The organism is Aeromonas sp. A04 (assembly GCF_047780465.1).
Taxonomy (GTDB): domain Bacteria; phylum Pseudomonadota; class Gammaproteobacteria; order Enterobacterales; family Aeromonadaceae; genus Aeromonas; species Aeromonas bestiarum.
This window is the reverse complement of the sequence record NZ_JBLNHP010000002.1, coordinates 735,165-748,986: the sequence shown is the minus strand read 5'-3', so window position 1 is coordinate 748,986 and position 13,822 is coordinate 735,165. Positions and strand designations below refer to the sequence as shown.

The window sequence follows — 13,822 nt, the reverse complement described above, 5'->3', positions numbered from 1 at the left end:
TCCCTACAGACGCACCACCAGCCACTCCCCCTTGCCCACCGGCACCAGCGTGCTCTGGAAGGCCGGATCGCGCTGCACCTCACTCATCCACTCGACCATCTCGTCCCGATGGGAGATGGCGTTGTCCACCACCAGCAGGCCGCGAGGGGCCAGCAGGCGCCGGATCTGCGGCCACCAGGTCCGATAGTGCTGACGATCTGAATCCAGGAAGATCAGCTGATAACCTTCCGTCGGCAGCTCGGCCAGCAGGGCCCCCGCCTCGCCCGCCAGCTGGCTGATCCAGGGGCCTAGGCCGGCGCGCTGGAAGTTGGCGGCCGCCATGGTCCGTTTGCCCTCGTCCAGCTCTATGGTGGTGACCCGGCCCCCCAGCCGCTTCACTGCCTCGGCCAGCCAGAGGGTGGAGTAACCGTTGGAGGTGCCTATCTCCAGCACGGCGTCTGCCCCCCTGGTCTGCACCAGCACCGCCAGCAGCTCGCCGGTATCGCGGGTGATGTTGAGCATCTTGCTGCCACGGGTCTGCTGCTGGCTGTCGTTGTATTCGCCAAACTGCTCCAATTCCCGTTTAAGCTGTTCCAGTGCCATGTCTCCTCCTTGACGGTTAAACGAGTCGGCCCTGTGCATGGCATGGCTGGGTCGACACTCATGTTCATCATGTTGCTGATCACTCGTCGGACGGCGGCGCATCCCCCAGCAGATAGCGGGGGCCGGCGCCCTGTCTTGCGGCCTGATCATCCGGGTTGTAAAGGGCGCAGTGCTCGAGCGACAGGCAACCGCAGCCGATGCAGGAGGTGAGCTTGCCCTTGAGCTGCAGCAGAGCCTCGATGCGCTGATCGAGCAGCCCCTGCCACTGGCTGGCGATCTGCTCCCAGTCGCGACGATCCGGTGTGCGGCCATCGGGCAAACCGGCGAGGGCATCGGCAATGTCGCCAAGGCTCAACCCCATCCCCTGCGCCACCCGGATGAAGGCGATCCGGCGCAGCGCATCCTGCGGATAGAGGCGCTGACCTCCATGGCTGCGCACGCTGCGAAGCAGCCCCTTCTGCTCGTAAAAACGCAAGGCACTGGCGTTGACGCCGGAGCGCCTGGCTATCTGGCCTATGGCTAACCACTTGCGATCCGTATCCATCCTTGACCTCAAGTTAGCTTTAACTTGCACAATCCTGTCTCCCTTAATGAAAGGAGTCAAACGATTATGCATCATCTTCATCGCCTGCTCGATGCCAACCGTGCTTTTGCCCTCAATGGCCGGGGCACCACCAACCACTGCCCGATGGCGCTGCACGCCCTGCACGAGATGGGCGCCAGCCCCCGCCAGCTGCAGCATTTCTTCGATCACTGGCAGGCAACCCATGCGCTGCCGAGCGGGGAAACAAGTCAGGGGGAGGATGAAATCAGCTTCGTTCGGCTGCGTCAGCAGCTGGCAAACCGGCTCGCTACCCAAGGCTGGCAGCCCACCTTTGAGACACTGCTGGCACGCCGACTCTCACCGGCGGGAGGGGCCTTTCACCCCCTGATCCGCTTCGCCTGCGCCCTGGAAAATGGCCATCTGGGGGAGCAGGCCGCGGCACTGGCCGCCTGGCAGTGCCGTCCCCTGATACTGCCTGCCGGAGAGGCCGCTCCCAGCCGGGATGTCGCCAGCCTGCTGGCCGGGCTTTCCGAACAGTGGGAGGGTGCGAGCTGGCAGGGCGAGTGGATCACGGGTCGATTGCAGCAGGTGGCAGAGGCGCCGCGCTGGCCGGGCACACTGCCCCGCTCACTCGCCGAGTCATCGGCAGTATTCGCCCAGCTGGCCGAGATCGCCCTGCAACTCTATTGGCAGACCGGCAATTTCACCGTGTTGCACATGGTGACCGGCAGTAGGGCCGCCGCCCTGGTCGCGCAGCAGTTGCCCGGCGAGTGGCAAGCGCCGTGGCAAACCCTGATGTGGCAGGCGGTGGCGGCGGCTTATATCACGGTCGGGGCGCCCGCGTTGCGTTCCCTGCACTGGCCGGACGCCACAGGGCTGGATTGGCAGAGGGTATTGCCACTGGCGCTGGCCAGCCTGGACGATCATGTGATCAAGCTGGTGCACTGCTGCTGGCGGGAGCGGGACACATCGCCTCGTTATCTGGCGGTGGCGGCCCGCGCTGTGGAGCTGCTGGATGCGAGCAGCGGCAAGGCGTGTCTGCCCGCCTAGGGCGTAGCCAGGCGACTGAAGCTGATGGCGGGGCAGCGCGGGGCAACCCCCTGGGTCAGGGTCAAGGGCTGGGCGCGATAATTGAGGTGATAGAGGCCTGGGCGCGACAGATCGTAGACCTGGGTCAGATCCGCATCCGCCTGGCTCTGCTGGCCCGGCCCCAGTATGAAGAAATCCTCGGCCGCGGGAGCACCACGCTTGGCGAGCGGCCCCTTGTAGGCCAGCGGCTGGTTATCCAGGGTAAGTTCGATGGCATCGGCAAACCAGCCCTCGAACGGGGTGAACCAGCTCAGCACCTCGAGCGGCCCCTCCCCCTTGTTGGTCAAGGTCATCACCAGGGGCAAGGGCTCGTCCACCCGGCTTTGTGCCTTGACCGACAGCTCGCACTGCAGGGGGGCGAGTGCGAGGGTCGTGAGCAAGAGTGTCATCATGGCGCCTCCTTCAACATCAAAAAAAGGGGCCTGGCGGCCCCTGTCAGCGGATCAATTTTCGCTCGGGGTATTTTCGGCGAAGTATTCGTGGTTGTCGGCGTTGTTGAGCGCCTTGACCGGCTCCGTCTTCGCCAGATTGCGGGCATTGGCCTGACCGTAACCCAGATCGTCGGTGCCTGCCACCACGGTGAAGTGGCTCAGCTCATGAACTATGGTGCCGGCACGGGAGTCGGTCCCGGTGACGGGCGCGGTCCAGAAGCTCTTGCACAGATAGACCTTGTAGGGCTGATCCGGGTAGACGTAGGCAAAGTAGCTCTGCTTGCAGCCGCAGTCGAAGGTGAGCGGCTTGTTGTCGATGGCATCCTTGATCTTGCTGAAGTGCCCCTCGGCCTGGTCCCAGCGGGAGGCGTCATAGGCGCCAAACCAGCTGCGATAACGCTGGCCATCGGGCTTGTCCACCGCCAGATAGCTGCTGGAGTTGTTGCTGATGCCGCTGGCGGCATCGAGCGCGGCCAGAATATCGCTCTTCTGGGTGTTGGTGCAGCGGCCGCTGAAGCTGACCGAGGCGGTGACGGCCTGAGGGTCGGCGGCGGCCACCTTGGCCTGAACTCGCTCATCGTTCACCCCCTCAACCCACAGGGTGATGGCGTTGGACTCGCTCGCCTGAGCCTGTTTGGCCTTGGTGGCCTTCGCCTCCTGCGGCAGGGTCGGCAGCTGATAACGGATGCTGTATTGACCCTGGGCGCTCATGTCATAGAGACCCGACACCTCCGCCTGCACCGTCAGGCTCTGGCCGGCCTTGAGCAGCTGGAAGTCCTTGTCGGTCGGCGCCGCCCGCTTGATCAGGGCCCCCTCGTAGCTGACCGGCAGGCCATCCCGTTCCACCAGGAACAGGGGCGCATCTTCGCTGCCCGGCAGTTGCCACTTGAGCAGGCGGATCGGCTTGTCGCCCGTGTTGGTCAGCGTCAGGTTGACGCGCACATCGTCTGTGCTGCCATCCACCAGGGTAAGTTGGGCATCGAGCCCTGCGGCGCAGAGCGGAGAGGCCAGCACACCGGCCAGCAGCAGGGCAATGGGAGTCGCTTTCATCATGTTTCCTCATTCATTGAGTATCGCCATCAGGCGGTTTGCTTCCTTAAGGCCCTCTTTGGGGCCAACCCACCCTAGAGCAGAAATTTTCCGCCACCATCCCACCATATGGGGGACGCCCCCCATCAGAGGGGGAAAGAGGAGGAAAGAGCCCGATGCGACAAACCATCCGCGACAAAAACGGGGCGAGCCAGTCCCGCTCCCCATCCCACTTGCCCCTGGCTCTCCTCGCCTCCCCGGCGCTCCCATCGCCGCTCGCCGCGCATAAAAAACCCCGGCGCCAGGCCGGGGTTTGGGAAGGACAGAGGAAGGGGCTCGCCGTCAGGCTTTCGCCTCGGCCAGCAGCGCCAGCGCGGGCTGCAGGTTGGCCGGCACCAGAGAATACGCCTTGTGGTGTTTGACAAGCGTGGTCTTCTTGTTGCCCTGGCTCAGCAGCAGACCATGGCGAAAGGCCGCCTCGGCCAGCTGGGTTTCGTCACAGCGCGCATAGAGGGTCAGCGGCTTGACAAGCTCCCCCTGGACCAGGTGCTCGCCATATTCGCGGCTGGAGATCACCAGGCTGGATTGGCCCTGCCCCTGCAGGCGCAGCTTGGCGCTCACCTCGCTGTCGGTAAACACCAACCAACCCGCGCTTTCCAGCTCGGCCAGCATGGCGGCCAGCCTGGTGCCGAGCTGCTGGGAGTCGGCCTGCACACGGGCGTACTGGAAGGCGATGCGCTCCAGCAAGCCCTTGAGATCGGCGCCGGCTCCCAGGGTGCGGCCCTGCTGGATCCAGCCTTTCAGATCCTCCATCACCAGCCGGGAGAAGCGCTTCTCCTTGAGGGAGTCCGCCATCCAGGTGCAGAGAAAATGGCTCTCCTGGGCCGGGGTGCGCTTGCCCGCCTTCTGCTCGGCGGTGCGCGCCAGCTCGGCAAGACTCTGGGTGGCCATGTCGAGCAGGGCCTGATTGTAGTTGGGAGGTGTCATCACGAGTCCTCAGAAAGACGGGCGGGCCAGAGGCCGGGTCATCAACAACATAAAGGCGCCAGTGGCGCCTTTATGTACTAAATCGCCCCTCCCGGCCTGCCCTGACAAGGGGAAGGCCGGGGCGGGGTTGGGCGTGCTTACTTCGGCTGACGCGGCTTCTTCATTGCCGCCAGACGCTTGAGACGCTGACCCTGCAGCTTGGCCTCGGCCATGGCCTGGGCGGCGGCGTTGTCATCGCGCTGGGGACGCTTGCCGAAGCGACGACGCTCCTGCAACTGTTTGATCAGCTCGTCACGGTTGCCCACCTGATAGCCCGGCACCATGACACGGCGGATCTTCTGGCCGATCAGCGCCTCGATCTCGAGCAGGGTGCGCTCTTCCTCGCGGCTGACGAAGGAGATAGCCATGCCGCTCTTGCCGGCGCGGCCGGTACGACCGATGCGGTGCACGTAGTCTTCGGCCAGGAACGGCAGATCATAGTTGACCACGTACTGCAGATCCGGGATGTCCAGACCACGGGCGGCCACTTCGGTGGCGACCAGCACCCGCACCTTGCCTTCGGTGAATTCGCGCAGGGCGCGGCGACGGCTGCCCTGGGCCTTGTCGCCATGCACCACGGCGGACTTGATGCCATCCAGGTTCAGCTCGGCCACCAGCTCGTCACAGCTTTCACGGGTACTGGCAAACACCAGCACCTGCGGCCAGTTCTGCTTGCCGATGAGCTCGGAGAGCAGCTCGCGCTTGCGCTTCTGCTCCACCGGATAGACGGTGTGGGTGACGGTGTCGGCGGTGGAGTTCTGCTTGTTGACGCTGATGATCTGCGGCTTGTCCAGCATGACGTTGGCCAGCTTCTTCACCCCGTCGGAGAAAGTGGCGGAGAACAGTAGGTTCTGGCGCTCCTTGTTGACCGCTTGCAGGATCTGCTGCACATCGGCGCTAAAGCCCATGTCGAGGATGCGATCCGCTTCGTCCAGCACCAGACACTCGACGCCGGAGAGGCTGAGGTTGCAGGCGGTCAGGTGCTCCAGCAGACGACCCGGGGTCGCCACTATGATGTGAGCACCCGCTTTCAGCTTCTTGGCCTGCACATCCTGCTTGCCGCCGCCAACGAGCGTCAGCACGGTAACATCCAGGTATTTGGCGAAGTCATTGATGTTGCTCGCCACCTGAGCCGCCAGCTCACGGGTCGGGGTCAGGATCAGCACACGGGCGTTGGACGGTTGCAGCTCGGCCGGCTTGTCCACCAGGCGCTGCAATATCGGCAGGGCGAAGGCGGCAGTCTTGCCGGTCCCGGTCTGGGCGCTGGCCAGCACATCGAGACCGCGACGTATGGTCGGGATCGCCTGGCGCTGCACAGGGGTCATCTCCTGATAACCGCAATCTGAGACGGCACGCAAAATCTCGGGGGCAAAATCGAACGATTCAAATCTCATAAATTGGGTTCCTGTGTTCCAGCTGGGCTGTGTTTGGCTTGCGGCTCGGCGTAGGCGAGGCGGAGGTTGATACCACCGGTGGCTGCGTCCGACATCAAGTCAGAAAGTGAGCCGGAAAATGGCGGGCGCGAAGTGTAACAGATAGGCATCACAAATTCTGCCTCAAATGACCTGAGTTTTTATCCTGCGGCCAAAACGCGCCGACCGGGGGAGAAGCCAGGCTGACACAGGCCGGCGCCGCCCTCCCCCCTGGGCACTCAGGGCGTCAGGCAACCTTAGTTCCGGTTTGCATCATCTGCCTTGAAATCACGCTGAAACAGGCACATGCGAATGGCGGTGCGATATTTGCCATCGATGAAGAACTCCTCTTTCAGCTCCCCCTCCGGCTCGAACCCCAACCCCTGATAGACGTGGATCGCCTTGGCGTTGTCCCGATCGACGATGAGATACAACTTGTGCAGGTTCAACACGTTGAAGGCGTACTTCATCCCCTTCAGGGTCGCCGTTCTGGCATAACCCAACCCCTGATAGGCGGGGGCTATGATGATCTGGAATTCGGCGCGGCGATGAATGCTGCGAATGTCCACCAGCTCCACCAGCCCGACCTGGGTGCCGGCCACCTCCAGGATGAAGCGGCGCTCGTGCTGATCGTGGATGTGCTTGTCATAGAGCTGGGCCAGCTCCATGTAAGCCTCGTAAGGCTCCTCGAACCAGTAGCGCATTATGCTGGCGTTGTTGTTGAGCTGATGCACGAATTTCAGATCCTCTCGCTCGAGGGGACGAAGGCTCAGGGTGTCATGACATGACATAAGGTACCTGCTTGAAGGTTGAGGGGCGACCCGAGCGGCCCGCTCGGGTCGCGCCAGGGTCAGGTGAATATTCACAAGAAATACGCGGGGCAGCCTTGGCCACCCGCAGCCGATCAGCGGATGCGGTTGGTCGGGCGCTTGAGCAGCCGGATGGCGATGGCCGCCATGGCGATGACGAACAGGCCGAGGGAGGTCACCAGCAGACACTTGGTCATCAGCTCGTGATACTGGGCAAACACGGGGGCCGCCATCACGAACTTGCCCACCAGACTCAACAGCAAGGCCCAGAGGAAGGCGCTGGCAAAGCTTGCCATCATCACCCGCGGCAGATGCAGGCGCGAGACCCCCATCAGCATGGGCGTCAGCACCCTGACGAAGGGCACGAAGCGGGAGGAGAACATGGCCCAGAAGCCGTAGCTGTGCAGCAGACGCGAGGCCCGTGGCAGGCTGCCGTCCGGGATCATCCGCTCCACATGGCCCATGAAGGAGGTGCCGTGCAGCGCATGGCCCTGCAGATAGGCGATCAGGCTGCCAAGCCCGGCAGCAAGCGGCATGTAAATCAGTGTGACTTCGGGGCCGAGCACCCCCATTCCCACCAGGCCACCGGCCAGCAGCACCAGACTGTCACCGGGCAGGGGCAAAAAGACGAAGCTCGATTCGAGAAAAAGGATCACCACCAGACAGGTGACGAGCAGGCCCACCGCCTGCATCTGGATCAATTGGTTAAAGTCCTGTTGCCATATGGCAAGCAGCATCTCCTGCATCTGGTGACTCCCATCAACATAGTGAGCATCCATAGTGGGTGACCCGAGGGCCACCGGTGCGGCAGACCCTCCCTGTCGCCATGCCCCTTCTCTCCATGAGGGAGGCCCGTTATACACCCTGCCAAGTGAACAAGAAATTAATGCAGGTCACGGATAGTGGAGATAATCGCTCTGGCGCGACGAAAGTTGCGCCTTGAGCCGTGTGTGCCTTGAGCATGTGTGCCTTGAACGCAAGGGAGGGCACCTGGCGAGGCGGCCCTCAGCTGCGCTTGAGTTGCTGCAATTTGGTGAGGGTGAGCAGGGTCTGGGCGGAGAGATCGCACACCGAGAGCACAAAGGCCGTCTCGTCCGGGTGCCACTCCTCCTTCAGACTGGCTCGTTCGGCGATGATGAAACCGAGCAGCTCATCCCCCTGCTTGAGGGGTGCCATCAGTATGGCGCCCGAGAGGGCATCGAGCCCGAGCTGGGCCAGCATGGCGCCAAACCGTGACAGATCATAGCGCTCGCGGATGATGAGGCAGGGGGCATGCTCGGGCTTGGAGACCTCGTAGCGGCCCTGGATCAAGGCATATGGCAGGTGAAAACCCTGCTGATGATGGCGCTTGGGCAGGAAGAAGAGATCCTGGCAGAACATGGATTGCTTGTCCTCGGCGCAGAACCAGACGCTGGCGCGGGCGGCCCCGGTGCCGGCGCACACCGCCTCGTTGATATGACGGGCGGCCTGCCCCGGATCCTCGCCGGTCAGCAGATCGCTCTTGGCCAGGTGGATCAGGGCCCCGTGCTGCAACTGTTGCCGGGTCCCGCTGTCGGCCTGCTGCTGACGCAGGCTGTCCAGATGATCGAGCATGCGATTGCAGTCGATGGCGACCTGGGAGATCTCGTCCTTGCCCTCCACCAGCAGCCGACGCACGGCGCCATCGTCAGCGATGAGGCGCAGGTTGGCACTCAACCGCTGCAGGCGGGCGGCTATGTAGCCGTTGAGGATCAGCAACACCAGAGCGGCAAACAGCAGGGTACCCAGGCTCAGCAACCAGAAGATGCGCTGCTCGATGGCCTTGCCCTCCAGCATCAGATCCCGTGGCAGGGTGAAGCGAAAGATGAGGGGTGACGTCTCCTGCAAGGTATCGATCTGGGCCAAGGTGAGCAGGCGATCCTCTTGCGGCAGGATCAGGCTGTCGCTGGCCATGAGTCGGGTCAGGGTCGGCGCCCCCAGGCTGGCGGCAAGCTGATCCGGGCTCAGGAAGGTGAGCGACAGGGCGGTGCGTTTTTGCAGCTGGCGGATGAATTTCGGGGTAAAAGCCTTGAACAGCAACAGGGTGCCGCGACTCGGCCCCTCCCCCTCACTGCTCAGGATCTGGGTGGCGGTCATCAGGTAATAGCGCTCGCCGTCGAACCAGATGCCGGCGTTGGGCTTGAGGGTGCCGTAGCGCATCAGGTAATCGGTCAAGGCCCCCAGCTGGGCCGGCGTCTGCGAGACCAGCTTGCCGGCCTGGTAGGCAAAGGCCACCTGCGGCTGCTTCTCCCTGTCGTAGAGTGCCAGCAGATCGATCCCCAGGGTCTCGAAGGTGCGCACGTTGAAGTTGGCATCCAGATAGGCCTGATCCCGGCGGGCCATGAAGGCATAGGTCTCGTCCCATTCGGACCAATCCTGCCCCAGCATGGTCAGCTGGCCCAGCTCGGCCTGCACCACGGCCCTGACCCGCTCGCGGTTGCGCTCCACGCTCATGCGCTCCAGCTCGCCGAACTTGTCGCTCACCACATAATGCAGGCCGACATAGCCAACCCCCTGCAACAGCAGCAGCGTCAGCACTATGGTCAGCGTAATCTTGCGGCTGATCTTCATCTCCACTCACACTCCCGAACAAGTGACCCATTGAGTTTAATGGATTTTTATTATCCGCCCGGACGCAGTGCGAAAAACCTGACCCGGCCGTCCGTGGCCCGCATCGGCAAACGGTGGCATCCACTCGCGCCCCACGAGCACACGGGCGGCACAACCAGGAGAGGCGCAGAGAACGCCGCCCGCCCTCGCCCGTTGCATCGCCAGCAAGCCGGCCCCTGATCTGGGGATCGCGTACGCCAGAAGAGTGCCATCCGGCTCATTATCCGGGCTGCCAAGCCGAGAAAAAATCGCTACAGTGTAATCGTGCCTCAGCCAACGAGGCTTCACGGGAACCCGGCATGCCCTCATACACCTCTCACACCAGCCTGCCCCTGCTGATCAGCCTGCTGCTCGGCACCAACGCCATGGCCGACGAGGACTCGCTGGTGCAGCAGCGCGCCAATGCTGTGGTGTCGCTGATGACCTTCACAGTCGTGCCCGACATCACCGCCAGCAACATCAATATCGGCAGCGGCACCAACCAGGCGGCGGCGCTCAACATGACCCAGGTCGGCGGCGGCGCCACCATGAGCGAGAGCGTGCCCATCTATCTGGAGGGGACCCTGGGCTTTAGCCGCTACGATCCCCAGTTCGTGGTGAGCAACGGCAGCGAGACCCGCACCATTCCCACCAAATGGAACAGTCTGACGGCCACCGGCGGGATTGGCTGGGACATAGGACTGCACCGGGACAAACACGGCGGCAACTGGGTGCTGCGTCCCCTCGGCAACGTCACCCTGGGCACAGTGGCCAGCGATCTGCGCATCGGCAACTGGCTGCTGGGCCAGTACACCGGCAAGAACCTCGACTTTCTCGATGGCGGCAGGCTCGATGTCTACGGTCTGGGCGGCGCCCTGATGCTCGACTATGAACTCTTCTCCCCAACCCAGGATATAGACGCCGAGCTGCGCTACTCCTACCAGCATCTGCAAAGTTTTGGCGGCACCTCGGCCAGCGTGACCGGCCAGGCCAATGCAGAAAACCTCGGCCTCTATCTGCGCCGCCGTGCCCCCATCGGCGATCTGACGCTGCTGAGTCGGCCGCTGCGCTACGTGATGGAAGGGGCTCGCACCGAATACCTCGGCGAGCAACGGGGCCTGCTCGGTTTCAACTCCCTCAACTCGCTGGGGCTCGGGATCGAGCTCGACAGCAGCAAGTACGACATCATAGTGACCCGCACCCGGCTGGTGGCCCGCTATATGTTCAGCCACAACACCAGTGGCTACGGCGTCGGGCTGGCGATGAGTTTCTAGTCCAACCTCGGTGAGCAAGCCCTGCCTCTCCTCCCTCCCTTCAGCCACTGTTTTTTGTACCGAACCCATAGGTGCAAATAAAAATTGCGGGATATGCAGTGGGCGGCATCCGTCACAATTTCTCATTAGGCAATCCGTTACAGTAGCTCAGTTTGGCGCCCATCCCCCGTATGACGCCACCAAAAACCTCACCCCGAAGATCAGCCTCTGTAGCCAAGGAGTGGCACCGGGGTTCAAAGGGGTTATTTGATAAGACTTGATCAAGTTCAGGCTCAAATTTATTTTATTTAATGGCCTATCAACATAAGCGCTGTAACTACCCCATAAAATAGATTACCTAAATTAAAATACAATGAGGCTAACAGAATGAAAGCGACCGAACTACTAAGGGATAAAGGTGAGTTGTCACATAAGTTACGGACAATTAATGACATTGTAAGGCATATTGGGACTAGAGAGGACAAAACTGCTAATTACAGCATTCTTCTCGGTGCAGGTGCATCAGTAACCTCGGGGATTTCATCTGCTGTTGACCTTATTGATACTTGGTTGATTGAACTTTACGAGCGATTTAATTCATCTATTGAACAAGATGCAAATAAAGCCAGGATATATTTTGAAAAAGAACATGCAAGTTGGTATAACCCGGCAAATCCATACTCCTCCCTATTTGAAAAAAAATATGATCTCCCATCTCAACGCCGCAGATTCGTTGAGAGTCAAGTTGATAAAAAGCTACCCTCCATTGGATATGCTTACTTAACGTCCTTGGTTGATGATGCATATTTTAATTCTATTTTCACAACAAACTTCGATGATCTAATCAATGAAGCCTTCTATCAGTTCTCTAACCAAAGACCGATACTATGTGCGCACGACTCATCAATACATTCCGTATCTATAACATCCAAGAGACCAAAAGTCATTAAGCTTCATGGCGATTACTTATTTGACGACATAAAAAGCACACTGCGAGAAACTGAATCCTTAGAACAAAACACAAAAGAAAAGCTAATTGAGTTCTGCAAAGAATATGGGCTTATCGTAGTTGGATATTCTGGTAGAGACCGCTCAATAATGGATGTGCTAGATTTTATTTCCAAGCAAGAAAATTATCTCAAGAATGGCGTTTATTGGTGTTTAAGACCTGATGACGAAGTTCCACATGCACTTAGAGACTTACTTTGGAAGGACAAAATATACCCAGTAATAATTGATGGCTTTGACTCACTCTTTGCGGAACTGCACGAGAAGCTTTCAAATAAGCCTCTAGGTATTGAGGTGAATATAAAGCACTCAAAGCTTCAGAGCACTATAAACAATATAATTGATGATAAATTCAACCTGTCATCCAATCCTATAATTTCATCTCAGATAGGTAAATTGAAATCAAGTAGAGAATCCCATGATTTCTCCTCCTTCTTCAATTCAATAATAAAAGATGGTGAAGATGCGTTAAAAATAAGTCCAACTGAATTGAAAAACATATTACAAATAGAAGCGTTGATATCAAGTAAAGAGTATGAGATAGCATATGATCTGTGTTTTGATTTTTATCAGAAGACATCTGACAGCAAAAATAAATCACACTATATTATAAAAATGATTAACATTTCAGAGTTAATAAATAATTCTACCCAGAAGTTATATTGGGCCGATAGGCTGGTCGAACTAGATTCGAATAATATAGGCTACCACCTATCAAAAGCAGAAGCTTTACCGTCAGAATTAGAAAAATCAAAATACTTATCAGATCTTCTATTACAATATGGACATAGCTATGATATTTACAACTCATTGATAAAAGCTAACCTCAAGCTATTTCAGACGTCACCAAAGAATCAGAAGTTAGACTACACGCTGTTACTTACATATTCAGATAAGAGTTTAAATTTAGATCCAAGTCTGTCAAATGAAGCATGGAACCTTAAGGTTTCCATTTATTTATTAACAAAAGAGAAGATTGATTTATCAGTTGAGTGCATAAGGGATATCGATGATAAATTAGATAAACATTTGGAGAAAGCTAGAGCTATAAACCCTGAGCACTCTAACTACTTCAGGTTGAAAAATAGAGTTGTCACCATAGATTATAATGCAGAGTCATTACGCCTTTTCATTTCTGAATTATATAACACCTACAAAAAATCATCCTTTTCAAAAAAAACAACCATAAACAACATAATCGATAACTGTCTACAAAGCAGCATGAATAATGACAGTTTTAATATGCAACAAGTGCGTGATATTTATGATGATTTCTATAATATTCACATGAGTAAAAACGACTATCAAGAGAGCACTAACATCTCTTTATCAAAGCTAAAACTTGATATTTCTAGCAAACATCACGATTCTGAACAAGCTAAAAAAACATTGGACTCATTAATAAATCGCCCTGATATGTTCAAGTCCATTGACGATGCAGTAACTATCTCTGCCATACTAGAAAACCATGAAATTGACAGTCTTGAAAAAATAGCCAATGAAAATAAAGAACGTCTGAATGACGAATACTATCATGAATGCTTATCTGAAATTTACACCGCAAGAAAAGAATATTCATTGGCATTAAAATCTTTAGAAGATGCCCTTAAAGAAGGAATGTCTATTGACTCCTATATTACGCATCGTTCTTACATACTCCTATGTGATAAAAAATATCAAGATGTTATATCACTAAATACAAGCCACCCTGGCTTACTTAAAGGTAAAGGATTTGAAACATTCTCTATCAACTACTTTTTTGCTATGAAAAACATCAATCCAGAGCAAGTAGATAAAACATATATCAGAAACCTAACTAGTAGCTCACAAAGTCGCGATGTGAGAATTTGTGCATTTTGTATTCTAAATAATAATAAAGATGCTCAACGATTGATAGACGAGGCTATTGAGTATAATTATTTCAAATTATATTCCTATCAGAAATGGCCAATTATACCAGATGATTTTTTAACAAAAAATATATATTCGAAAGAGGATAAATATCTATCCCTCGTGTGACTCCGTACATAGC

Annotated in this window: 12 protein-coding genes; 3 read left to right on the top strand and 9 right to left on the bottom strand. The window is 57.2% G+C overall.

The annotated features are described in order from the left end of the window. Positions 1-3: 3 nt before the first annotated feature. Positions 4-582, bottom strand: a complete 579-nt coding sequence (locus ACM3N8_RS11180) for an O-methyltransferase (protein WP_416016119.1) — start codon at positions 580-582, stop codon at positions 4-6. Positions 583-661: 79 nt separating this feature from the next. Continuing rightward, the gene (gene soxR / locus ACM3N8_RS11175) at positions 662-1,126 is read right to left on the bottom strand and encodes a redox-sensitive transcriptional activator SoxR (protein WP_098983670.1); all 465 of its coding nucleotides are present in this window, start codon (positions 1,124-1,126) and stop codon (positions 662-664) included. A 66-nt stretch (positions 1,127-1,192) separates the two neighbouring features. Between soxR and ACM3N8_RS11170 the strand changes: the two genes are divergently transcribed. Next, positions 1,193-2,176 carry a questin oxidase family protein gene (locus ACM3N8_RS11170; RefSeq protein WP_416016118.1) on the top strand — a complete coding sequence of 328 codons (984 nt, stop codon included), beginning with the start codon at positions 1,193-1,195 and terminating at the stop codon, positions 2,174-2,176. Here ACM3N8_RS11170 and ACM3N8_RS11165 read toward each other — a convergent pair. The 7 genes from ACM3N8_RS11165 to ACM3N8_RS11135 form a co-directional block, all read right to left on the bottom strand. Next, positions 2,173-2,607 (bottom strand): protease, encoded by a 435-nt coding sequence (locus ACM3N8_RS11165; protein WP_290022649.1) that lies wholly within the window; start codon positions 2,605-2,607, stop codon positions 2,173-2,175. The two genes, ACM3N8_RS11170 and ACM3N8_RS11165, sit on opposite strands and share 4 nt — an antisense overlap. A 51-nt stretch (positions 2,608-2,658) precedes the next feature. Beyond that, positions 2,659-3,699, bottom strand: coding sequence for a M35 family metallo-endopeptidase (locus ACM3N8_RS11160; RefSeq protein ID WP_416016117.1), 1,041 nt, complete (start codon positions 3,697-3,699; stop codon positions 2,659-2,661). A 318-nt stretch (positions 3,700-4,017) separates the two neighbouring features. Then, complete coding sequence (locus tag ACM3N8_RS11155; protein WP_043139275.1) at positions 4,018-4,662, bottom strand: DUF2913 family protein; 645 nt, start codon at positions 4,660-4,662, stop codon at positions 4,018-4,020. 137 nt (positions 4,663-4,799) lie between these two features. Beyond that, a complete protein-coding gene (locus ACM3N8_RS11150) occupies positions 4,800-6,095 on the bottom strand; it encodes a DEAD/DEAH box helicase (RefSeq protein WP_042866233.1) in 1,296 nt (431 codons plus the stop codon). Between the two features lie 275 nt (positions 6,096-6,370). Beyond that, positions 6,371-6,904, bottom strand: a complete 534-nt coding sequence (gene speG, locus ACM3N8_RS11145) for a spermidine N1-acetyltransferase (RefSeq protein ID WP_043139271.1) — start codon at positions 6,902-6,904, stop codon at positions 6,371-6,373. Positions 6,905-7,017: 113 nt separating this feature from the next. After that, entirely contained in the window at positions 7,018-7,668 is a 651-nt protein-coding gene (locus tag ACM3N8_RS11140) for a DedA family protein (RefSeq protein ID WP_043139268.1), read from the bottom strand. Between the two features lie 259 nt (positions 7,669-7,927). Further along, positions 7,928-9,511: a CHASE4 domain-containing protein gene (locus tag ACM3N8_RS11135; protein WP_290065328.1), complete on the bottom strand. Its 1,584-nt coding sequence runs from the start codon at positions 9,509-9,511 to the stop codon at positions 7,928-7,930. Positions 9,512-9,849: 338 nt separating this feature from the next. Here ACM3N8_RS11135 and ACM3N8_RS11130 point away from each other — a divergent pair, with 338 nt between their 5' ends. Then, positions 9,850-10,803, top strand: coding sequence for a hypothetical protein (locus ACM3N8_RS11130; RefSeq protein WP_103472854.1), 954 nt, complete (start codon positions 9,850-9,852; stop codon positions 10,801-10,803). A gap of 366 nt (positions 10,804-11,169) precedes the next feature. Beyond that, on the top strand, positions 11,170-13,809 hold the full coding sequence (locus tag ACM3N8_RS11125; protein ID WP_416016116.1) for an SIR2 family protein: 2,640 nt from the start codon (positions 11,170-11,172) through the stop codon (positions 13,807-13,809). Positions 13,810-13,822 lie beyond the last annotated feature (13 nt).